The 23,666-nt window shown below is 36.3% G+C and carries 15 protein-coding genes; 4 read left to right on the plus strand and 11 right to left on the minus strand.

Annotation, left to right across the window (positions count from 1 at the left end; all coding sequences use genetic code 11):
• Positions 1-27: 27 nt before the first annotated feature.
• The 6 genes from MCO_RS06425 to MCO_RS06450 all read right to left on the minus strand — a co-directional run bounded on the left by MCO_RS06425 (position 28) and on the right by MCO_RS06450 (position 6,576).
• Positions 28-432 (minus strand): SUF system Fe-S cluster assembly protein, encoded by a 405-nt coding sequence (locus tag MCO_RS06425; protein WP_007553335.1) that lies wholly within the window; start codon positions 430-432, stop codon positions 28-30.
• Positions 425-1,669: an aminotransferase class V-fold PLP-dependent enzyme gene (locus MCO_RS06430; RefSeq protein WP_007553336.1), complete on the minus strand. Its 1,245-nt coding sequence runs from the start codon at positions 1,667-1,669 to the stop codon at positions 425-427. The genes MCO_RS06425 and MCO_RS06430 overlap by 8 nt, the downstream gene beginning before the upstream one ends.
• Before the next feature lie 8 nt (positions 1,670-1,677).
• Positions 1,678-2,937 (minus strand): Fe-S cluster assembly protein SufD, encoded by a 1,260-nt coding sequence (gene sufD / locus MCO_RS06435; RefSeq protein WP_007553337.1) that lies wholly within the window; start codon positions 2,935-2,937, stop codon positions 1,678-1,680.
• 11 nt (positions 2,938-2,948) lie between these two features.
• Positions 2,949-3,704: a Fe-S cluster assembly ATPase SufC gene (gene sufC, locus MCO_RS06440; RefSeq protein ID WP_007553338.1), complete on the minus strand. Its 756-nt coding sequence runs from the start codon at positions 3,702-3,704 to the stop codon at positions 2,949-2,951.
• A 52-nt stretch (positions 3,705-3,756) separates the two neighbouring features.
• Positions 3,757-5,268 (minus strand): Fe-S cluster assembly protein SufB, encoded by a 1,512-nt coding sequence (gene sufB, locus MCO_RS06445; RefSeq protein WP_007553339.1) that lies wholly within the window; start codon positions 5,266-5,268, stop codon positions 3,757-3,759.
• Positions 5,269-5,436: 168 nt separating this feature from the next.
• Entirely contained in the window at positions 5,437-6,576 is a 1,140-nt protein-coding gene (locus tag MCO_RS06450) for a cysteine desulfurase family protein (protein WP_007553340.1), read from the minus strand.
• A gap of 160 nt (positions 6,577-6,736) precedes the next feature.
• Here MCO_RS06450 and MCO_RS06455 point away from each other — a divergent pair, with 160 nt between their 5' ends.
• The 3 genes from MCO_RS06455 to MCO_RS06465 all read left to right on the plus strand — a co-directional run bounded on the left by MCO_RS06455 (position 6,737) and on the right by MCO_RS06465 (position 9,677).
• Complete coding sequence (locus MCO_RS06455; protein ID WP_007553341.1) at positions 6,737-7,417, plus strand: alpha/beta hydrolase; 681 nt, start codon at positions 6,737-6,739, stop codon at positions 7,415-7,417.
• A gap of 295 nt (positions 7,418-7,712) precedes the next feature.
• Positions 7,713-8,966 carry a tyrosine--tRNA ligase gene (tyrS, locus tag MCO_RS06460; RefSeq protein ID WP_007553342.1) on the plus strand — a complete coding sequence of 418 codons (1,254 nt, stop codon included), beginning with the start codon at positions 7,713-7,715 and terminating at the stop codon, positions 8,964-8,966.
• A gap of 228 nt (positions 8,967-9,194) precedes the next feature.
• On the plus strand, positions 9,195-9,677 hold the full coding sequence (locus tag MCO_RS06465; protein WP_007553343.1) for a peroxiredoxin: 483 nt from the start codon (positions 9,195-9,197) through the stop codon (positions 9,675-9,677).
• A gap of 128 nt (positions 9,678-9,805) precedes the next feature.
• Here MCO_RS06465 and prfB read toward each other — a convergent pair.
• The 3 genes from prfB to MCO_RS06480 form a co-directional block, all read right to left on the minus strand.
• Positions 9,806-10,934, minus strand: a protein-coding gene (prfB, locus tag MCO_RS06470) for a peptide chain release factor 2 (RefSeq protein WP_155799352.1) whose coding sequence is annotated in 2 segments (ribosomal slippage) — positions 9,806-10,864 and positions 10,866-10,934 — 1,128 coding nt in all. Because the reading frame shifts where the segments join, the coding sequence is not laid out codon by codon here.
• Between the two features lie 187 nt (positions 10,935-11,121).
• Positions 11,122-13,587, minus strand: coding sequence for a penicillin-binding protein 1A (locus MCO_RS06475; RefSeq protein ID WP_007553346.1), 2,466 nt, complete (start codon positions 13,585-13,587; stop codon positions 11,122-11,124).
• A gap of 154 nt (positions 13,588-13,741) precedes the next feature.
• Positions 13,742-14,971, minus strand: coding sequence for an N-acetylmuramoyl-L-alanine amidase (locus tag MCO_RS06480; RefSeq protein ID WP_040298989.1), 1,230 nt, complete (start codon positions 14,969-14,971; stop codon positions 13,742-13,744).
• Positions 14,972-15,578: 607 nt separating this feature from the next.
• Between MCO_RS06480 and MCO_RS06485 the strand changes: the two genes are divergently transcribed.
• The gene (locus MCO_RS06485; protein ID WP_007553348.1) at positions 15,579-18,179 is read left to right on the plus strand and encodes a ribonuclease E/G; all 2,601 of its coding nucleotides are present in this window, start codon (positions 15,579-15,581) and stop codon (positions 18,177-18,179) included.
• A gap of 79 nt (positions 18,180-18,258) precedes the next feature.
• Here MCO_RS06485 and MCO_RS06490 read toward each other — a convergent pair whose 3' ends face one another.
• Entirely contained in the window at positions 18,259-18,870 is a 612-nt protein-coding gene (locus tag MCO_RS06490; protein ID WP_007553349.1) for an invasion associated locus B family protein, read from the minus strand.
• 1,295 nt (positions 18,871-20,165) lie between these two features.
• Positions 20,166-23,666 (minus strand): transcription-repair coupling factor, encoded by a 3,501-nt coding sequence (gene mfd, locus MCO_RS06500; protein WP_007553350.1) that lies wholly within the window; start codon positions 23,664-23,666, stop codon positions 20,166-20,168.

Consider the following 23,666-nt stretch of genomic DNA (forward strand, 5'->3'; position numbering starts at 1 on the left):
ATAAATAACGTATTTGTGAATAGTACTTTAGTACCATCCTACAGCAACTTGCGCCTCTTCTGACATACAATCAGGTGTCCATGGTGGATCAAAAGTCATAGTGACTTCAACATGCGAAACGCCTTCAACTGCGCTTACAGCATTTTCTACCCAGCCTGGCATTTCACCTGCAACGGGGCATCCTGGTGCTGTGAGTGTCATTTCAATTTTTACGGAACGATCATCTTCAATATCAATACGATAAATTAATCCTAACTCATAAATATCAGCAGGAATTTCCGGATCATAAACTGTTTTGAGAGCAGCAATAATATCATTGGTCATACGATCAATTTCATCTGCTGGAATTGCTGATATGTAAGCTTTTTTATTTTCGCTTACAGTTTCAACAGATTCTTCTGTAGAATGATGCTCTGCAATTGATTTAGCCATTAAAAAATGTCCTTGCTTTTTCTAATGCTTCCACTAACTGGTCAATGTCTGTATGATTACTATACATGGCTAATGATGCACGACAAGCAGATATTAAACCAAAATGTTGTAATAGAGGTTGTGCACAATGCGTTCCTGCACGTATGGCAACACCCTGCCTATCAATAAACATAGCAATGTCATGCGCATGAATGCCTTCTATTTCAAAAGATATAATAGTACCTTTATGAAGAGAACGGCCATAAATATGCAATGATTTAACTGTTTCAAGTCCTTCATGTGCATAGGATAAAAGTGCTGTTTCATGTGCATGAATAGCATTTCTATCTTTTTTCTGTATATAATTAATAGCAGCTGCCAATCCAATGGCTTCAGCTATGGGAGGAGTGCCCGCTTCAAAACGATAGGGGGGAGCATTATAAAAAACTTTATCAATAGTTACATCCTCAATCATTTCCCCTCCTCCTTGAAAAGGATGCATTTCTTCTAGCCTATATTCTTTACCATAAAGAACGCCAATGCCTGTAGGACCATAAAGCTTATGTCCCGTAAAGACGTACCAATCACAATCAAGGTTTTGCACATCAACTGTTAAATGTACAGCAGCCTGAGAACCATCGACAAGAACAGGAATACTATTTTGGTGTGCTAGTTTAACAATTTCTTTAACAGGAGTAATAGTCCCCAATATATTAGACATATGCGTAACAGCAACAAGCTTCGTTCTATCAGTCAAAGCATTTTTAAAATCTTCAATATGTAAGGTACCATTCTTATCCACTGGTACGAACACAAGTTTCACACCTTTTTGTTCACGAATAAAATGCCAAGGAATAATATTGGAGTGATGTTCCATAATAGTGAGAACAATTTCATCGCCTTTATTCAATTTGGACATCCCCCAACCGTAAGCAACGGTATTAATAGCTTCTGTTGCACTTTTCGTAAAAACAATTTCTTTCACTGTTTGAGCATTTAAAAAAGCACGAACTGTTTCACGAGCATCTTCATAAGATTGTGTTGCTGCATTTGATAAAAAATGCATTCCTCGATGCACATTTGCATAACAACATTGGTAGAAATTATTCATCGCATCAAGCACAGCTTGCGGCTTTTGAGCAGATGCACCACTATCAAGATAAGCCAATCTCTTGCCATAAACACTATGGTGCAAAAGAGGAAAATCATGCCGAATTGCTTCTACATCATAATTTAATGTTTGTACGTCATTTCCCATTTTGTACCTTAAACATTTTTTTCTAACCACGTACTAATAATATTTCCCAAAATAGCTTGAATATTATCCTGCGTAATGTCTTCAATAAGCTCGAAGACAAACCCTTTAATTAAAAGTGCACAAGCTGTTTTAAAAGGGATGCCGCGCGCCATGAGATAAAAGAGATGATCATGATTAATATTGGCAACCGTCGCACCATGACCACATGCAACATCATCAGCAAAAATTTCTAATTCAGGTTTTGCGTTAAATTCCGCATCATCTGAAAGAATAAGGCTATTACAAGCCATGCGTGCATCTGTTTTTTGCGCTTTTTGAGCAACGCGTATTATTCCTTGAAAAACACCAACTGCTTTATCCGTAACCACATTGCGTATAATTTCGGTTGAGGTTGACTTTTCTTCAACATGACGAACGTTCATTGTAAGATCGCTATGCGTTTGCCCAGATAGCAAATTTATTGCTCGTAATTGAAAATCGGCCTCCTCCCCCTGTAATTCAATATCAATTTCCTGTCTATTAAGTTGGCTACCTATATTAATCACATAAAGCGATAATTTAGCTCCTTGACCAAGAACCGCACGAAATCGGCCAAACTGTGTAGAACTGAAACCACGATTTCGAATAATTATCCACGTAATATCACTATAAGCAGCAATATCCAAAGAAAATATAGAACTGACAAAGGTATCTTCATCATTGCCAATCTGGTGTTCAACAAACACAGCTTGACTGTTTTTATCAATTTTTATGTCTGAAAAAATATGGGATTGCCCACCCATTTGAATATTTTGTAATTCTATGGGAACAGTTAACTTCGTATTCTCAGGGATGTGAAAAAGCCAACCATCCGTAACAAAAGCTGTGTTTAATTGCCCAATAAAATCTTCATCAGAAATAATTTGATCTATTTTTACAGAATTTTCTTTTAATGCATCTGCAAGATTTTTTACTGTAATATCTGCTATGTTTGACCTTGTAGATGATTTGCCATTCTTAATAGAAAAAACAACCTTTTCTGGAAACAAGGAATCAACAAATTTCCTATCATTTACTTCTGAAAAATCACTAACAGATTTCAATAACGTACGAAGATTCGTATAGTGCCAACTTTCGATTTTACGTGAAGGGAGCCGTGTATTTTGAAACAATTCCATAGCTCTCTTACGGACTGTCTTATCGCCGGGTAAATTGCTTATACATCGGTTAAAATTATTGAGTATATCTTTTTCAACCTTTAACAATTCTTGCTGTGCGCTCATGCTCATATTCAATGACCTCAAGCCGCTTCACGGATAATATCAGCATATCCATTTTGTTCTAAATAGAGCGCTAACGATTTATCGCCGCTTTTAATAATGCGTCCTTTATAAAGAACATGTACCGTATCAGGGACAATATAATTAAGCAGGCGTTGATAATGGGTAATAATCAAAAATGAACGCTTTGAATCCCGAAGTTTATTAACTCCATCTGCAACAATTTTTAGCGCATCAATATCTAAACCAGAATCTGTTTCGTCTAAAATACAAAGTTTAGGTTCAAGAAGCGCCATTTGTAAAATTTCAGCTCGTTTTTTTTCTCCACCTGAAAAACCTACATTTAATGGACGCTTTAGCATGTTCATATCTATTTCAAGTTTTGAAGAAATCTCTTTAACATATTTTATAAATTCAGGAATTTTAAGTTCTTCATTACCACGCGCTTTGCGCTGAGAATTCATCGCAATTTTTAAAAACTCCATAGTTGCCACTCCAGGTATTTCCATTGGATATTGAAATGCAAGAAAAATACCGTATGAGGCACGTTCTGCTGGATCCATTTCTAAAATGGATTGCCCATTATAAAGAATATCACCTTCTATCACTTCATAATCATTGCGACCAGCAAGCAAATAAGACAAAGTCGATTTTCCAGCTCCATTTTGTCCCATAATAGCAGCAACTTCACCATCTTGAACCGTTAAGTTTAGACCGCGAATAATTTCTGTATCGGTCCCAACAATCCGAGCACGTAAATTTTTTATCTCTAACATAATTAAATCCTGTTTTGACTGTTTTACGTTAAATACGCTCTTACCTAAACAATTATCCAACGCTACCTTCAAGACTAATACCAATGAGTTTTTGTGCTTCAACAGCAAATTCCATTGGAAGTTTTTGAATAACTTCTTTTACAAAACCATTCACAATTAACGCTATTGCTTCTTCCTCAGAAATTCCCCGCTGCATAACATAAAAAAGCTGATCATCAGAAATTTTTGATGTCGTCGCTTCATGTTCAAATTGTGCTGTTGCATTTTTTGCTTCAATATAAGGTACTGTATGGGCACCACAATCATTACCAATTAATAAACTGTCACATTGCGTAAAATTACGTGCATTCTTCGCTTTTCGATGTGCTGTAACTTGCCCCCGATATGTGTTATTTGAAAAACCAGCAGAAATACCTTTCGAAACAATACGACTTGATGTATTTTTCCCTAAATGAATCATTTTAGTACCAGAATCAATCTGTTGATGACCATTTGCAACGGCAATAGAATAAAATTCCCCACGTGAATTATCACCACGCAGTAAACAGGATGGGTACTTCCAAGTAATCGCAGAACCGGTTTCAACTTGTGTCCATGAAATCTTAGAATTATCCCCTCGACAATCTCCTCGCTTCGTTACAAAATTATAAATACCGCCCTTACCTTCTTTGTCACCAGGATACCAATTTTGTACTGTGGAATATTTAATTTCTGCATTTTTCAGCGCAATAAGTTCAACAACAGCAGCATGAAGTTGGTTTTCATCACGTTGAGGTGCTGTACAGCCTTCAAGATAAGAAACGTAAGAATCTTCATCGGCAATAATGAGTGTACGTTCAAATTGTCCTGTGTTACGCTCATTAATCCTAAAGTAAGTTGAAAGCTCCATAGGGCAATGAACCCCTTTTGGGATGTAAACAAATGAACCATCTGTAAAAACGGCTGCATTTAAGGCGGCATAATAATTATCACCCGCTGGTACAACTGCTCCTAAATATTCCTTAATAAGATCAGGATGTTCTATAATTGCTTCTGAAATAGAGCAAAAAATAACGCCAGAACGTGCCAATTCTTTTTTAAATGTCGTCACAACAGAAACAGAATCAAAAACCGCATCAACAGCTACTTGTCCTGATGCATAAATACTATCATCAAAAGTAGAGGGATCAGATTGTTTTCTTACTCCTGCCAAAATTTCTTGCTCCTTGAGAGGAATGCCAAGTTTCTCATAGGTTGCCAACAATTCAGGATCTACTTCATCTAAAGATTTTGGCCCTGTATGGTTTTTAGGAGCCGCGTAATAATAAAGCTCTTGAAAATCAATTTTGGGATATTCAATACGCGCCCAATCAGGCTCTTGCATTGTCAACCAACGGTGAAAAGCTTGCAAACGCCATGTCAACATCCATTCCGGTTCATGTTTTTTAGCAGAAATAAATTTGATAATATTTTCATCTAAACCTTTGGGAGCTTTATCTGTTTCAATATTGGTTTCAAACCCATATTTATATTGATCAACATCTATTTCACGCACTTTGCGTATTGTTTCTTGTACTGCCGGCATAAACTTTCTCCATTTTTTGGTGTCAAGAACCGGTGACTAAAAATCTTGTTTTTCACAAAATCAAAGTGAACAATTCACTACTTAGATTATATGGAAAGTAGGAAAATCTCAATCAAGCTTATTTTTAATAATTCTAATTTATAATTATCAAATGATAAATTCCACCCCTTACCTGTTACTAATAATCTGAGAAAAAAACAATAGAAAATCATCAATATCTTTAGAAGTTGTACACCTTCCTATTGAAATGCGAATTGCTCCATTGGGAACATAATGCCCCATTGCTTCCAAGACACTACTTTGTTTTACTTTTCCAGAAGAACAAGCAGAACCTGCAGATACAGAAAACCCAGCCAAATCAAAACCAATTTGCAGAGTTTCAGCTTTTATATTGCGCACAGTGAAATAAGTTGTGTTTGGCAAACGCTGAACTCTTTTGCCAAAAATTTCAACATCACTACACATTTTTTGTATTCCATCTTCTAATTTATTGCGTAAATATATTAACTGCTTTATCTCTTTTGGGGTAAAACAATCAGCCATCGCTGCTCCAAAAGCAGCAATAAGCGGCAGTCCTTCTGTTCCTCCACGTAAACCTTTTTCTTGCCCTCCTCCTACAATAAGAGGATATGGCATCAAAAGGTTGCCATATGAAACAAAAGCACCTGTTCCTTTAGGACCGCCAATTTTATGCGCAGATAGTATAAAAAAATCTCCTCCCATCTGATTAATATCAACAAAATTTTTGTCTACATATTGTGTCAAATCAACAATAAGAATGCCTCCAGAATCCCGAACGATAGCAGCTATTTCTTTTATTTGTTGAATAACACCAGTTTCACCATTTGCGGCTTGAATAGCAACAAGAGGAAGTCCTTGTGTTTTATCGTGAACGCTTAAGAGAGAGGCTAATATATCTTGTTTAATGAGACCATCTTGATCAACAGCAACTGTGCTGATGCATTCTTTAGAAAAGCGTCCCCCTTCTGCAACAGATGGATGTTCAGTAGCCCCAATGTAAAGATGAGAAAATTGAATTTTAGAGCTTCCCATGTTATAAAAGGGTGTTAATAAAGTCATTGCTGCTTCACTCGCACCAGACGTAAATACAACATGATCTGGGTGTGTGTTGAGGTTTTTAGCGATTTGTCGACGCGCTTTTTGTAATAAAGCTTTAGCAGCACGTCCTTCCGCATGAACAGATGACGGATTACCAAAGATCTCTAAGGCTTCCAGCAATGCTACCCGCGCCGTTTTCTTGAGCGGTGTTGTTGCATTATGATCAAAATATCGGCGTCTTACAACCATTTTACATAACAATCGTTCATCTTATGTATTGATTAAAAAAATAGTGCAATTTGCTTGAAAAATGCACTTAAAAAAGAATATCTAGTGATTAACTAAAAGATTCTATGGTAAAAGTCGACCAAGGTCAATGAGAGCCTTTATAGCATTTAAGGAGCATTTAATGCCAGAAATTATTTTTAATGGTCCCGCAGGTCGGCTGGAAGGACGTTATCAACCTTCACAACAAAGAAATGCACCAATTGCGATTATTTTACATCCTCATCCCCAATTTGGTGGAACAATGAACAATAAAATTGTTTATGATCTTTTTTACATGTTCCAACAACGTGGCTTTACTACATTACGTTTTAACTTTCGTGGTATTGGCCGTAGCCAAGGCGAATTTGATTATGGAATAGGAGAACTTTCAGATGCTGCTGCTGCACTCGATTGGGTACAAACACAGCATCCTGATTCTAAAAATTGTTGGGTAGCTGGATATTCATTTGGTGCTTGGATTGGTATGCAGCTTTTAATGCGTCGACCAGAAATTGAGGGCTTTATATCTGTTGCTCCTCAACCTAATGTTTATGACTTTTCATTTCTTGCCCCTTGTCCTTCCTCTGGACTTATCATTCACGGTGATATCGATAAAGTTTCTCCTCCAAAAGATGTACAAACGCTTGTGGATAAATTAAAAACACAAAAAGGCATTACCATTACACAAGAAATACTGGAAGGTGCTAACCACTTTTTTAGCGGATGTAATAAAGAGCTCATTGAACGATGTGCACAATATTTAGATAATCATATTACAGGTGAATTTCTTACTCCTCCACCTGAAATACTTTCACTTACCTAAAAGCATTAGAAATTTATAAAAATGAAAGAAATCATTTTGATAACTAAAGTGCCTTTTTGTTTTTTTACACTGTTTTCTAGTTTTTTACACCCACCTGCGTTTAGGAAGAAAAACAATATCTTCTCTCTCAATGAGAAGAAGTCCTCCTTAAAATATATAAGCAAAATAGTGTTTCATTATCTTTCGTTACCAATATTTTCCGTTCTCTTGTGAGATACGCATTATTTATGGTAGAGAGAGTACACTAACCCCTCATTATATAAACGAATGCAATATTAGTCAGGAAATAAAATTCGTGTTTGCCTTTAAATCTGATTTTTTACACATTATGAATGAACGTGGCTTTATTCACCAAATTTCGGATGAAAAAGGCTTAGATGATCTTTTTTCAAAAGAAGTTGTAAGCGCTTATATTGGATTTGATCCTACAGCATCAAGTCTACACGCCGGAAGTCTTCTTCAAATCATGATGCTTTATTGGTTACAAAAAACCGGACATCGCCCCATTGCTTTGATGGGTGGGGGAACGGGGTTGATTGGTGATCCTTCCTTCAAAGATGAAGCGCGACGGCTTCTCACACAAGATGATATTGCTTCAAACATCGCTAGTATTAAAAAGGTATTTGCTAACTATTTAACATTTGGTGATAAAAATAATGATGCATGCATTGTCAATAATGCTGAATGGTTATGCAATTTGAACTACTTAGAATTTTTGCGTGATGTAGGAAAACATTTTTCCGTCAATCGTATGTTGTCATTTGATTCTGTTAAGCTGAGACTTGAGCGTGAACATTCTTTGTCATTTTTAGAGTTTAATTATATGATCCTACAAGCTTATGATTTTGTTGAACTTTATAAGCGCTATGGTCTTCGTATGCAAATGGGAGGCTCTGACCAATGGGGCAATATTATCAACGGAATTGAATTAGGACATCGGTTAGGAACAACACAGTTATATGCATTAACTTCACCATTGCTGACAACTTCTTCTGGTGCCAAGATGGGTAAGTCATTGAATGGCGCCGTATGGCTTAATGCAGATATGCTTTCTCCTTACCAATTTTGGCAATATTGGCGAAACACAGAAGATGCTGATGTTACACGATTTTTAAAGTTCTATACCACATTGCCAATGAATGAAATTCTCAAACTTTCTGCATTGCAAGGGACTGAAATTAACGAAGCAAAGAAAATTCTTGCAACAGAAATTACAGCAATGTTGCATGGACATAGTCTTGCGAATGAGGCAGCAGAAACTGCTCGTAAAACTTTTGAAGAAAAAGCACACGGGGAAAATCTTCCAACTGTTGAAATTAATGCAGCAAAATTAAAAACGGGTGTTGGTTTACTAACTCTTTTAGTTCAAGCAGAACTAGCCAAATCTAACAGTGAAGCGCGCCGACATGTTCAAGGTGGAAGTGTACGTATTAATGACAAAATCATTGAAGATGAAACACGTCTTATTTTTGAAGAAGATGTTAACGTATCAGGAATAATTAAACTTTCCTTCGGTAAGAAAAAACACGTGATACTGAAACCAGTCTAATTTCTTTATAATTATTTGTCTTCTTTCTCTAACTTTTGTGTTCTTTTGTTACATAATGCTTATGATTTTTTACGCTAAATTTATTTTTCCAATTTAGTCTTCATGATATATAATGAGTTCTACAAGAGAAATAAAAATTTTCGGCATAAATTTATTTTAGAAAATTGAAGAGTCACTTCTTTTCTGTCTTGTTATGCGCGATACTTACGAAAAAAAGAAAGACAAAAAATGACAAGATTGATGAAAGGCACCCTTGCTCCTGATTTTAATTTGCCACGCGATGGTGGAGGGAAATTGTGTCTTTCTGATCTTCAAGGAAAGTTCGTTGTTTTATATTTTTATCCGAAAGACGACACCAGTGGATGCACGTGTGAAGCGATTGATTTTACCAGATTAAAAACAAAATTTGATGAAATTGGGGTTGTTATTATTGGAATATCTCCAGACAATGTAAAAAAACATGATAAGTTTAAAACAAAACACGAACTCGATATTATCCTTGTTTCCGACGAAGAAAAAACGACACTTGAAGCTTACGGTGTTTGGGTTGAAAAAAGCATGTATGGGCGCAAATATATGGGTGTTGAACGAAGCACTTTTCTGATTGACGCAACTGGAAAGATAGCAGAAGAATGGCGTAAAGTTAGCGTACCTAAACATGCTGAAGAGGTGTTAGCTGCTGCTACACTTTTACATCGTAATGGTTTATAAGTTTTTTTATTCGAGTAACTATAAGATGCAAGAACAACCTCCCATAGGCTTTAATGAATCTAGATATATGACTGAATTTAATGCGCCAAATGATGAATTCATAAGATTTTGGGAAATGTTGTATCTCATTAATCTGTATCTTCAACTTTTTGGCTTTTTCCATAAAGGCGTTGAGCGAGTGTTGCTTCTATAAATACATCTAAATTGCCATTAAGTACAGATTGTGGATCAGTATTTTCAACACCTGTGCGTAAATCCTTGACAAGCTGATAGGGTTGAAGAACATAAGATCTAATTTGATGTCCCCATCCGATTTCTGTTTTAGAAGCTTCAACAGCATTTGTTTCTTCTTCTCTCTTTTTGAGTTCTTCTTCATAAAGTCTTGCTCGCAACATAGACCACGCAGTCGCTCGATTTTTATGTTGAGAACGCTCCGTTTGACATTGAACAACAATACCTGTTTTTATATGCGTGATGCGAACTGCGGAATCTGTTGTGTTAACATGCTGCCCTCCGGCTCCTGATGCGCGATATGTATCAATACGAACATCTGCCTCTGAAACATCAACCTCAATATTATCATCAATGACTGGATAAACCCATATGCTTGCAAAAGAGGTATGACGCTTCGCATTTGAATCAAATGGTGAAATACGTACCAAACGATGAACGCCTGATTCTGTTTTCAACATACCATAAGCGTTATGTCCTTTTACGAGAAGAGTCGCTGATTTTATTCCTGCTTCTTCTCCATCGTGAATTTCTAATATCTCAACCCTCATTTTATGCTGTTCAGCCCAGCGCGTATACATGCGTAACAACATAGAAGCCCAATCTTGGCTTTCCGTACCTCCTGCACCAGCATGAACTTCTAGATAAGTATCATTCGAATCAGCTTCTCCGGAAAGGAGCACATCAATTTGTCTTTTATCTATCTCACTCTTAAGATTACGTATTGAATTTTCTGCATCAGAGATAATTTCGATATCACTTTCTTCTTCTCCCATAGCAATTAATTCAATGCATTCTTCGAGTGTTTTTGTAAATGATCGAATGCTATTGATTGAATCACCAAGATACTGACGTTCACGCATCATATCTTGCGCTTGTTGTGCATTATCCCAAAGTGTTGGGTCTTCCGCTTTTTGATTGAGATATTCAAGACGTTTTAGCGACTGATCCCAGTCAAAGATGCCCCCTTAGCAACTTAATTGCTTTTTGGATTTCGTCGACTAATGTTTCTATTTCTGCTCGCATAATTTAACACCATAGTTTTTATTTTTTTACAATCTTTTTAATTTATATTTTTAGACATTTTTACAGACTTACAGATTATAAAAATGGATGACCTGATCGCACCAATCTATTTACCGTAGCTACACTACGAAAAAACAGATAAAAATATTCTCCTTCAGCTACTTATAGCAAAGGAGTTTTTCGCCGATTAATATAGCCCACCCGTACCACTTTCAAGAGCTTTGTTGACCTGTGGAGAAGTTGTTCCTGAAGGTACACCTTCTTGAAAAGAATCCATACTACCAATTACTTGGTATATATCAGCAGGTCCAGTTCCTGGCTTAAATGCTTCTATAATGACATCATGATCTCTTCTTTCCGCGAGCATACCTGTCTTACGATTAATAGGCATTAAAATCATACCCTCTGGCATTCTAAATGGTACATCTGGCTTTCCTTTCAGTGCTTCTGCCATAAATTCACCAAAAATAGGAGCTGCCAATGAACTCCCTGTACCGTTGTATCCTAACGGTGCGGGTTGATCGTAACCAACAAAAATACCAACGACAAGATCAGGGGTAAACCCCATAAACCATACATCTTTAGAATCATTAGTAGTTCCTGTTTTAGCAGCAATGTGTCGATTGAGGTAACGTAAACGTGCAGCTGTACCTCGCTGAACAACCCCTTCCATCATTGATGTAATCTGATAAGCCGTCATAGGGTCAAGAACTTGATCTCGTTCATCGATCAATATAGGTTCACTTTGATTATCCCATGACTGAGCATGACAATTTTCACAGATACGATCATCATGACGATAAATCGTTTTCCCATAACGATCTTGAATTCTATCTATCAGGGACGGTTTAATAGAGCGCCCCCCATTGGCAATAACTGAATAAGCTGTAACCATTCGTAAAACTGTTGTTTCGGCAGCTCCTAGGGCCATGGGTAAATAAGGCTGTAATTTATCTACAATACCAAAACGCTCTGCATATTCAGCTACAAGAGGCATTCCCATATCATAAGCAAGTCGTATTGTCATAAGATTACGGGAATGTTCAATGCCATAACGCAGCGTTGAAGGTCCTGCAAATGTACCTCCATAATTTTTAGGTTGCCAAACTTCACCATTATATTGGCGAATTTCGATGGGACCATCTAAAACAACTGATGCTGGTGTATATCCATTGTCGAGTGCCGCTGCATACACAAAAGGCTTGAAAGCAGAACCAGGCTGACGATAAGCTTGCGTTGCACGATTAAACTCAGATGCTGCAAAAGAAAATCCTCCTACCATTGCAAGAACTCGCCCTGTATGGGGTTCCATAGCAACAACTGCACCTTCAACCTTTGGGATTTGTTGTAAACGATAAATATTATTTGTATTGGATACTTTTTCAACAAAAATGACATCTCCAACTTGCAGAACGCGAGATAGGTTCTGAACAACTCTTCGAGAGCCATTTTCTTTTACAATATTTAATGCCCATTTTGAATCAGCTTCAGATAAGATAGCAGTTTCCCGTTTTTTTGATAATAAGCCTGAAGCTTCACGCTTTGGCTGTAAACCAATCTCTACTTTATTGGCACTAGTAGAAAGAACAACGGCTAAACGCCATTCAGGAACATCACTTAGCCCTGCGATATTTGCAAGTTCTATGCCCCAATCATCTTTTTTTTCAATATGCCCATAAGCTCCCCTCCAACCTTGTAAATGATCAAATTTAGTTAACCCATTGTGTAAAGCGCGTCGCGCAAAAAGTTGTAAATGTGGATCAAGCGTTGTACGAATTGAAAGCCCTCCTTCGTAAAGTGTTTTGGCCCCATAACGATACATTAAACGGCGACGCACCTCTTCAGTAAAATAGTCAGCAGCAAAAACGTAGCTATCACTGCCGCGCATTGTTGTTCCTAAGGGCTTTGTTTTAGCTTTTTCACCTTGTTCACGCGTTACATATCCATTTGCAATCATGCGATCTATAACCCAATTACGCCGACTAACAGCACGTTTTGTATTTTTGAACGGATCATAATTCGCCGGACCTTTTGGAAGAGCAGCCAAATAAGCACACTGTTCTAAAGTAAGATCATTGACGGATTTATTGAAATAAGTCAAAGAAGCTGCCGCAATACCATAAGTGCCACGGCCGAGATAAATTTCGTTTAGATAAAGCTCAAGAATATGATCTTTTGAATAGGTCCTCTCAATACGCATCGCCAAAATAGCTTCTTTTAATTTACGCTCTAATGTTGTTTCTGAACTTAAAAGGAAGTTTTTAGCGACCTGTTGTGTAATGGTTGATGCCCCTTCAGGGCGTTTTCCAGAACCAATATTCCGGATATTATTGATTAAGGCTCGAGAAAGTCCTTCGGGATCTAAACCAAAATGATGATAGAAATTTTTGTCTTCAGCAGAAATAAAAGCCTCTTTAAGAATTTTGGGTATTGATTGAATTGGTAAATAGAGGCGATGTTTTGTTGCAAACTCTGCCATAAGGCTACCATCAGCAGCATGGACGCGTGTCATTACAGGCGGTTCATAGAGCGAAAGAACTTCATAATCAGGAAGTACATTTTCCTGTTCCTTTGCTATTGCCTCCTGTATTACTGTTTTCCAAAATCCAAGAATAATAACAAAACTAAGAAGATATCTAAAAAAAATCATCATCGAAACGGCTATCGCTTTCTTCAGAATTTATCAAAGAAAAAACACGTTATCTCATCAACATTAGGCGGATACCACTATTAAACTGAGATAAAGAAAAAACTGTTTTCTATTTTTTACCTAGAAGTTCACACTGATACTCTATTTTCTCACAAATTTAAAGAGGTCGCATAATTTTCTGCCTATATTCAGCAAATTGACGAATAGAACGAGCAATAGACGCAGCCATTTGTTTTCTCCATTGGGGATTATTTAATAATTTTTCATCCTCTTTATTTGATAAATACCCTATTTCTATCAATACAGAAGGTATATCTGAAGCTCTTAAAACTTGAAAGTCAGCATATCGATGAGGATTATTTATCAAATTGATATTACCTTTTGATAAATTTGAGATAACACTATTAGCAAAATTCACCGAAAATGCATGTGTTTCACGTCGCGTGAGATCGATTAAGATATCTGTAACTTCAAGCAATTCATCTGCAGGAAAACCATCAAGCAGATCAACTTTATTTTCATTTTCAGCTAAAGATTTTGCAATTGCATCAGATGCTTTGTCTGATATGGTATATACTGTAGCTCCACGAAGAGAATCTACATTAATGGTATCTGCATGAATGGATATAAAAAGATCAGCACCAAATTCTTGTGCTTTTTTAACTCTTTCACTTAATCTCAAAAAGACATCAGAATCGCGCGTTAAAGAAACAGTGATATGAGAATCTTTTTTTAACTCATCTTGCAGAACACGTGTAAAGGCTAGAGTTATATCTTTTTCTAAAATGCCACCAACACCCCGCGCACCACCGTCAATTCCACCATGTCCAGGATCAAGAATAACACGAAAATTACGCGTTTGCATTAGTTGCGTTTTTGCATCTAAATTGGCTCTTTGCTGTTTTTTAAATATGCTATCAAATTTTTCTTGAGTACTTTTACTAATATCAATCAGTAGTTGCCATAAACCATTCTCTAATTTTTGTATCGTACTTTTTTCAACAATAAAAGCAATTTTGCTTGTTAAAATAATGCGTGAAGTTCGTATATCAGCAAAACCGTAACGCACGTCTAATAACATGCTTGATAATGTAGCCTGTTTCTTTAAAGATGTATTTTGCTCTGAAAAATCAACCGTAGGTAAATTTATAACTAAACGCGCCGGCTTATCCAAAATCTGTAAATGAACATTTGGTTCAGCATTAAAAAACGCAATAATACGCGTGTGTGCACTATCACCAATAATCCGCAAATTAACAAGTTTTAAGGCATTTTCAGCTTGGGTGTTTGTTAGGAATATAAAAAAAAATAATAAATAATATGAGATGCATAACATAACATCCCAACAAGCTACTTTCGGCTTTTTGGTAGAAAACCCTCTTATCATAAAAAACACTCTATATTCTATCTTAGCATCAACTGATTTTAACCATATACAAAGCAATGCATCAAATTTATTCCATATTTTCCAATAAATATTAAGCCCTTCCACTTTAACATCTAAAAAATGCAATTAAGGCAACTAAAGACATTATAATTATAATGCTCGGTATTTATATTGTTACTTGCCAAAACCATGATATCAACATAAAAGAATATTTACGCTTCCTAGTCTATGGTAACCATTTAAATTATCTGTAGTCCATATTAAGTTATCTTTAGAAGGTTTATTGCATGTTACACATTTAGGCTTTTTGTGGATAAAAAATTTTTGTGTCACAAAAACTGGGATTGCGTTATTTAAGACTCGCTGGTTCGGACATCTGAACTATTTTAAAGATTATTTTACCGGAGACTTACAAAAATTATGAGTCATATAAAACAGATGGAGATGATGATAAAAAACGCTACACGTGAAATCACGTATCTGTACGTAGTGTCCCGTTCTGTTTTGCTGGTACCTCCCTTTTATGGCAGACAGCCTCTTATATTTACGAATAATTACGTTGTTCGTCTGAATAAAGTTGCGCATGTCGCCTTCAGGATTTTAACTTATGTCAAACAAAATGCTTATAGATGCCTCTCATCCAGAGGAAACACGTGTTGTTGTCGTTCACGGCAACAAAATTGAGGAACTTGATTTTGAATCAGAACATAAAAAACAGCTCAAAGGGAATATTTATCTAGCACGTATTACGCGTGTAGAACCATCACTTCAAGCGGCTTTTGTCGAATATGGTGGCAACCGCCATGGTTTTTTGACATTTTCTGAAATTCATCCCGACTATTATCAAATTCCTATTGCTGATCGTCTCGCTCTTCTTGAAGAAGAGGAAAAAGCTGCTGTAAAAGAAAATTATGTAGATGATTTTACTGAAGAAACGAACAGAAATAAAAAACGCCCCAGAAAAACAAAAAAAGACGAGCGTAGCAATGTCGTGGCAGCGGATATTGAAAATGATATGACACCCGATGCAATAACGATTGATGATATAGAAGAAGCATTTGATACAAATATTTCTCGTGATGATATCGAAATGGTTGGTGCAGAGGATATCCGTGAAGAACTTCCCGCCTATCAGCGAAAGCAAGGACGGCAGTATAAAATTCAAGAAGTAATTAAACGGCGTCAAATTTTATTGGTGCAAGTTATCAAGGAAGAGCGTGGCAATAAAGGTGCTGCACTCACAACATATTTATCCCTAGCAGGCCGCTATTCTGTTTTAATGCCCAATACAGCACGTGGTGGTGGTATTTCACGAAAAATCACGAATGTACAAGATCGCAAACGTCTGAAAGAAATTGTAAAAGAATTAGCAGTTCCCAAGGGTATGGGAGTTATTTTAAGAACCGCTGGAGCCAATAGAACAAAAGCTGAAATTAAACGTGATTATGAATATCTCACACGTCTATGGGATACTGTTCGTGCTTTAACACTCAAATCCACAGCACCATGCCTTGTTCATGAAGAAAGCAACCTTATAAAACGCTCAATAAGAGATCTTTATAATAAGAATATCAATGAAATTCTTGTTTCTGGTGACCAAGGATATCGTGAAGCAAAAGACTTCATGCGTATGCTCATGCCAAGTCATGCAAAAGTTGTACAACCTTACCGTGATTATATTCCTATTTTTGCGCGCAATAATATTGAAATTCAACTTGATAAAATGTTGCACCCGCAAGTTTCTTTAAAATCTGGTGGTTATCTTGTTATTAATCAAACAGAAGCGCTTGTTGCTATTGATGTAAACTCTGGACGCTCAACTAAAGAACTCTCTGTCGAAAAAACAGCATTACAAACCAATCTTGAAGCCGCAGAAGAAATAGCGCGTCAGTTACGCTTGCGTGATCTTGCTGGCTTGATTGTGATTGACTTCATTGACATGCTTGAAGAGCGTAATGTAAAACTGGTTGAAAAAAAGTTGAAAGATTGTTTAAAAAGCGACCGTGCACGTATTCAAGTTGGCCATATTTCACACTTCGGCCTTTTGGAAATGAGTCGTCAACGTATTCGCATCTCAGTTTTAGAAAGTACGACACAACCCTGCCCGCATTGCGCTGGAACAGGAAGTGTGCGTTCTGAATCATCAATTGCTTTACACGTCATGCGCTCAATTGAAGAGTATCTTCTTCATAATCCGCAACATAACATTACTGTACGCACTCCCGTAACAACAGCGCTTTATGTGTTAAATTATAAACGCAATATTCTTGTTAATCTAGAAGCACGCTTTAAACTTAATATTAGTATTGTGGCAGATGATAGCATTGGAACACAACATTGCATTATTTCTAAGGGTACAATAGCAGAGTCGGTTTCTCAGCCGCCATTAATCTTTGAAGATGACAGTAAAGAAGAAGATGCAATCTTCACCGACAGCAAATCTACTGAAGATACAATTCCCGTTGAGACAAACCAGAAACGGCGGCGTAAGAATCGCCAAGGTGAAAATGACAATTCTCTCTCTACTGCTCATAAAAAAGACAACATGTTAAATGATGAGTCTCATCGTCGATTTCGTCGTCGAGGACGTCGTGGTGGTCGTCGTAATCAAGATAATAGTTTTTATCAACCTCGTATTCCTTATGCAGAACCAGTAGGAGATTTTGCTAAGCAGTCTTTGGAAGAAATGAAAATAGCGCATCGTAAGCGTCGTATTCCAGTTGCTGAATCTGTTCAATTTGAAGAAAAGAAAAATGATACACAATATCTAGTTGTACAACAAGATGAGGCTGTAAAAGTTGATACGGATGCTAAACCTAAAAAACGTTTTTCAAAAGCCATGCAAAAAAAGTTCTCCCCTGAGAGCAATCAGGATATAGCAACACCAGAACTTCTTGAAGAAAAATTTACAGCTAACTCGGTACATAAAAACAAAACAAAAAAAGTAGTTAAATCTGCTTCTGAGGAGGTAGAGAAAACTCCTACAGGTGGCAAAAAATCAACACGTAAAAAATCACTCTCTAAAGAATCATCCCCAATAGATAAAACATCAAAGAAAAAAACTGTAAGTGAGAAATCTATCGAAGCAACTTCCTCTAAGATTGAGGAGAAAACCAATCATTCTGTTGTTATATCATCAATGCCTAATGATGCTCCAAAAACTGAGCGTATTGGTTGGTGGAAACGCAAAACTATTTTAAAAAATTAATAAAAAAAAACCGCCGCAAATTATTTGCGACGGTTTGAATAAGTAAACATAATAAATGCTTTCTTATGTTACGTATTTATTAATTTTGTTTAGCTTTTTCTTGCTCAGCCCGCATACGCTCTTCAATCTCTTTTTGCTTTGATTGAATGGCTTGTTGTAACTTTATTTGTTCTTGTTGAAAATCTTTTTCCTCCATACCAGGACCTGTGTATGCAGCTGTGAATCCATTAAGAGAAAATTCAATAGGGTTCGCTGAACCACGGAAATTAATTGTAGTTACAACCATTTTCGAACCACCTTTCATAGCAGCAATGAGTTTATCATCTAAAACATCATTGGCAATACAACTTGGCCCATTACAAATAACATAAGGAATTTTTTTAGAGAAGTTATCCCCTATTTGAATATGAACACCTTCTGGTAAAAAACGGCCTGTAGGCACTTGAATGCCTATACGTTTTTCATTTTGTTTTCCTTTTATTTCAACGAGATTAAAAGCCGTCAAAGGCTGTCCAGTATTTGATACAACAGTGTTCATTGTATTACAAACATCAACATCACGCTGCTTGCTACAAACCTTATACCAACCTTGAGATAAAGTCTGCGCACCCGCAGAAGGATGAATTATAAGGAAAAGGGCAGCAGCTCCAGCTAATACTGAAACAATAGAACAAACATTTTTATGCGACATGATTAAGTTAATCCTTTCAACGCGCTTTTACAATAACCCCAACATTAGGAATATTAAATATAATTTCAATCAAGTGTATTAAATTAAACCAATGAAATGACACCCTCTTTTATACTTTTTACTTCAATATAAAGGGAAAAGTCAAATCTGGAAAAAAGGCTAGAAACAGCCAATTAAACTCTTATGCACCCATATATAACATCCCCCTTTTTATATCATTTGTCTTTTATGAAATTTACTAATAAGTATCTTAGTGCAATAGAATAAGTCAAGATTGCATAAATAAATTAATATTGCAATATAATTAAAGTAAACTTCTATATTATTCTACGATTTTCTTTAATTTAAATTTTTCTATTATAATTTTTATTTTCAACCATGAATCTCTAGTATCAGGTAGTGCAACGCATAGAACTTCTAACTTATCGGATAAATTTAAATTTTTCTTCATGCATCTTCTGATGCAAATCGAAAAGGTGAAAATGTCTATGGTGTTGTCATAACATTTGGTAGATTAAATCGATTTGTCATGTGCAATTTTAGAATAACTATAAAGTGACTGTTCTTTAACGGACAACATTCTCGTCTTATTACGAACTAACAATAGTATGCTTCCATGATGAAGCTTTTATACTTTATAGTTTCTCGGCAAAAATTTTAATTAAAAAATAAGCATACTAAAATAAAATTTTAAAAAATTCAAAGGTACTTCTTTAAAATGAAAAGCCAAGAATAGTTGAAAACGCTGATACATAATCAAATTTCTTAAAAAGAAAGACCCATTTTTATATCATTAAGCGTATTATAAATTGGGTAAACAAATGATCTACAAGCCCAATACCCATTACTGAACGATAAAATCTCTTCGTTATAAAAAAATAAACAACTCTATTATTATTCGAATTGAACATCTCCGCGGGAGTATAGCATGCTTTAAAGCTTTTTAAAAGGGCATAATTGATATTTTTATTAAAACAAATCCAAATCGTTAGCAACATTTCTATAATTTCTAAGCTGTTCGTGAAAGGCATATTACTAAAAAAGTAAGACAAATTTTATCAATACTTTTTGAGTTTAAATGGATTAGGCATCACCTTATTCAATAATATCTATACCAGAACAAAAGGTTATTGGGATGGCTCGATTAACCGCTCAAAAGCATAGGAACTTCTTTGAGAAAAAGACTCTATCAACAAATGGAATTGTTGCCTACAAGGTTTTGCTTTTTCATTTTGAAATTATGATTCAATTACTTTAGAGAAAATGAGCTATATAGTTTTGAATCAATAAAAAATTTAAGCAGAATGTTGTTTTGCCATTTCTACAAGCTGTGTCATAACAGTCACTGATCCAGCGAGTCTTTCATCGACTGTTGTCCAATCACGAATAAGAACGATACTTTGATCTGGTCGAATTTTTGCCATAGATCCTTGTTTTTCAATCCACTGAACAAGAGCAACACTGTTTGCAAAATAATTATCGCGAAACTGTATAACAACACCCTTTGGTCCAGTATCCAATTTTTCTACATGTGCTTTCCGACACAATGTTTTGATATAAAAAACTTTAAGAAGATATTGAACTTCAAGGGGTAAAGGACCAAAGCGATCAATTAACTCTGCTGCAAATTCATCAATTTGTTCTAAATTATCAAGTTCTGTTAAACGACGATACAACCCCATACGTAATGGTAAGTCAGGTACAAAACTTTCTGGTATCATCACAGTCGTACCAAGTGAAATTTGAGGTGACCATTGCTTATCTTCGTTTTGCTCGCCATCTTTTAACTCAGCAATGGCTTCTTCAAGCATTTTTTGATAGAGCTCAAATCCAACCTCTTTAATATGCCCCGATTGCTCTTCACCTAAGAAATTACCTGAACCGCGAATATCCATATCATGACTTGCTAATTGAAAACCAGCTCCCAACGTATCAAGAGATTGTAAAACTTTAAGACGACGATCAGCAGCAGGTGTTAAAATTTTACCAGAAGGAAAGGTAAAAAGTGCGTAAGCACGTTGTTTTGAACGCCCTACTCTACCACGCAATTGATAAAGAGCAGCAAGACCAAACATCTCAGCACGATGTACGATTAAAGTATTGGCTGTTGGAATATCAAGACCTGATTCAATAATGGTGGTTGACAGAAGAACATCATATTGCCCATCATAAAATGCATTCATAATATCATCAAGTTGCCCAGCTGGCATTTGTCCATGAGCTACAACAAATTTAAGTTCGGGGACATGTATTTTGAGGTATTCTTCGACAGAAGTAAGATCAGAAATACGAGGACAAACATAAAAACTTTGACCACCACGATAATATTCTCGAAGCAATGTTTCACGTATAACAAGTGAATCAAACGGTGAAATAAAAGTACGTACCGCCATTCTATCAATGGGTGGAGTCGTTATCAATGAAAGTTCGCGTACCCCTGATAATGCTAACCCTAAAGTTCGAGGTATAGGAGTCGCTGAAAGGGTAAGAACATGAATATCACTTTTAAGCTTTTTTAACCGCTCTTTGTGTTTTACACCAAAATGCTGCTCCTCATCAATGATAAGAAGTCCTAATCGTGAAAAATTAACTGCATCGCTTAATAATGCATGCGTTCCAATGACAATATCAATCGTACCATCTGCAATTCCCTTTTTCACTTGTGAAAGTTCTTTAGTTTTTACAAGCCTTGAAGCATGACCAATTTTAATAGGTAATCCTTGAAAGCGTGAAATAAAAGTTTTGTAATGTTGTCGTGAAAGCAAAGTTGTCGGCACAACAACAGCAACTTGATATCCATTTAATGCTGCAACAAAAGCACTTCGAATAGCAACTTCTGTTTTTCCAAAACCAACATCGCCACATATTAAGCGGTCCATTGGTTTTCCTGATGCCAAATCATCTAAAACCGCCTCAATTGCATCCATTTGATCTTCCGTCTCTTCATAAGGAAAACATGCAACGAATTCATCAAATGGTCCAATTGGTGGAATCAAAGCAGGTGCAGATCGCGTAGCTCGCTCTGCGGCTATACGGATTAACTGATCTGCCATTTCCAATAAATGTTTTTTTAGTCGTGTTTTACGCGCTTGCCAAGCAACTCCACCTAATTTATCTAACGTTACATCTGTTCCTTCCGATCCGTAACGTGAAAGAAGCTCGATATTTTCAACGGGTAAAAAAAGTCGATCACCTTCGGCATACTTAATTTCAAGACAATCTCGTAAAATTCCAGTGGTTGTAATGGCTTTAAGACCAACAAATTGTCCAATACCATGGTCAATATGCACAACAATATCACCAGAGTTTAAAGCAGAAATTTCAGAGATAAAATTTGTGTTGTGTTTACGCCGTCGTGGAGATCTTATTAATCGATCACCTAGGATATCCTGTTCTGCTACAATAACAAAATCTTCAGTCTCAAAACCATGCTCAATCATTATAACCGCAGCAGTTATATGATCTCTGGGCGTTGCTTTTACAGTTTGTAATGATTTGACAATTTCTATTTTTTTTAATCCATGCTCATCAAGAACCTGCAACAAACGATTCATTGAACCTTCGCTCCAACAAGCTAAGAGAACCTTCTTGCCCGCAGCACGTAATGAAGTAATATGGTGAACGACACTTGAAAAAACATTTTTTTCTTGTGCATTACGCTCCTTCACAAAGTCATATCCTAGTTTAATATTCGCGTGAACAACAGTTTGTTCAAAAGTTTGTGGAATATTAAAAGGCGTAAAATCAATACGCTGTCCGGATTGTTGCGCGCACTCTAAAACACGCTCTGGTGTTAAATAAAGAAGTTCAGGCTCTATTGGATGGTAAGAAGCAGGATTCTTTTTATCAGTTTCAAGCTCTTTGCGTGCATCATAATAATCTTCAATAAGGCGATAGCGCTCAATAAGCACTTCTTCTATGCAATATTCAAAGACAATAGGTAAGTTACCGCAATAGTCAAAAAAAGTGTCAAGTTTCTCATAAAAAAAAGGTAACCAATGTTCCATACCAGAAAAACGTCGCCCTTGAGAAAGAGCTTCATAAAGCATGTTATTTTTTTGTGACGCACCAAATGTACGAATATAATTGCTTTTAAATTGGCTTACACGCTCAGGTGTAAGAACAACTTCACTCATCGAGTGTAACGAAAATTCAGTTCTTTTATTTGTTGTTCTTTGTGTTGCTGTTTCAAATACGCGAATGGTTTCCAAAGTGTCACCAAAAAAATCAAGCCGTAAAGGTTCAATGTCAATGGGAGAAAAAATATCAAGAATTCCTCCTCTCACAGCAAATTCACCAACATCTCGAACAACTGTAACGCGTTCAAAACCATTGAATTCTAAAAATTGAATTAAATGCTCCATATTCACGCGCTGACCAACACGTACATGAAGCATCTGATTCTCAATTATTTCATGAGGGGGTAGTTTTTGAATAATCGCATTTGCTGTTGTTAATATAATTGCAGAAGATGGATTCTTACGTAAATTTGCTATATGTGCCAAAGCTGAGAACCGGCGTGCCATAACAGCAATCCCAGGTGATACTCGGTCATAGGGCAAACAATCCCAAGCAGGAAATTGAAGCACAGGCAAATTTGGCTCAATAAAGTTTAAAACTTGCTGTAAATGAGCAATTTTTGTTCCATCACGGACAACATAAATAAGTGGTTTATTTTGTGCAATTTCTGAACTCAATTTGGCAAGTGCAAAGGCTTCAAATCCATCAGTAATTCCATCAAAGCTGATATGGGCAGAAATGTTTTGGGGGAAGATAATTTTTTTAAATATAGGCAT

The organism is Bartonella sp. DB5-6 (genome assembly GCF_000278115.1).
Classification (GTDB): Bacteria; Pseudomonadota; Alphaproteobacteria; order Rhizobiales; family Rhizobiaceae; genus Bartonella; species Bartonella refiksaydamii.

Bases quoted from the DNA above. Each gene is read 5' to 3' on its own strand.
- MCO_RS06425 (WP_007553335.1), bottom strand. From the start codon at position 432: ATGGCTAAATCAATTGCAGAGCATCATTCTACAGAAGAATCTGTTGAA.
- MCO_RS06430 (WP_007553336.1), bottom strand. From the start codon at position 1,669: ATGGGAAATGACGTACAAACATTAAATTATGATGTAGAAGCAATTCGG.
- sufD (WP_007553337.1), bottom strand. From the start codon at position 2,937: ATGAGCATGAGCGCACAGCAAGAATTGTTAAAGGTTGAAAAAGATATA.
- sufC (WP_007553338.1), bottom strand. From the start codon at position 3,704: ATGTTAGAGATAAAAAATTTACGTGCTCGGATTGTTGGGACCGATACA.
- sufB (WP_007553339.1), bottom strand. From the start codon at position 5,268: ATGCCGGCAGTACAAGAAACAATACGCAAAGTGCGTGAAATAGATGTT.
- MCO_RS06450 (WP_007553340.1), bottom strand. From the start codon at position 6,576: ATGGTTGTAAGACGCCGATATTTTGATCATAATGCAACAACACCGCTC.
- MCO_RS06455 (WP_007553341.1), top strand. From the start codon at position 6,737: ATGCCAGAAATTATTTTTAATGGTCCCGCAGGTCGGCTGGAAGGACGT.
- MCO_RS06465 (WP_007553343.1), top strand. From the start codon at position 9,195: ATGACAAGATTGATGAAAGGCACCCTTGCTCCTGATTTTAATTTGCCA.
- MCO_RS06475 (WP_007553346.1), bottom strand. From the start codon at position 13,587: ATGATGATTTTTTTTAGATATCTTCTTAGTTTTGTTATTATTCTTGGA.
- MCO_RS06480 (WP_040298989.1), bottom strand. From the start codon at position 14,971: ATGATAAGAGGGTTTTCTACCAAAAAGCCGAAAGTAGCTTGTTGGGAT.
- MCO_RS06485 (WP_007553348.1), top strand. From the start codon at position 15,579: ATGTCAAACAAAATGCTTATAGATGCCTCTCATCCAGAGGAAACACGT.
- MCO_RS06490 (WP_007553349.1), bottom strand. From the start codon at position 18,870: ATGTCGCATAAAAATGTTTGTTCTATTGTTTCAGTATTAGCTGGAGCT.
- mfd (WP_007553350.1), bottom strand. From the start codon at position 23,666: ATGCCTATATTTAAAAAAATTATCTTCCCCCAAAACATTTCTGCCCAT.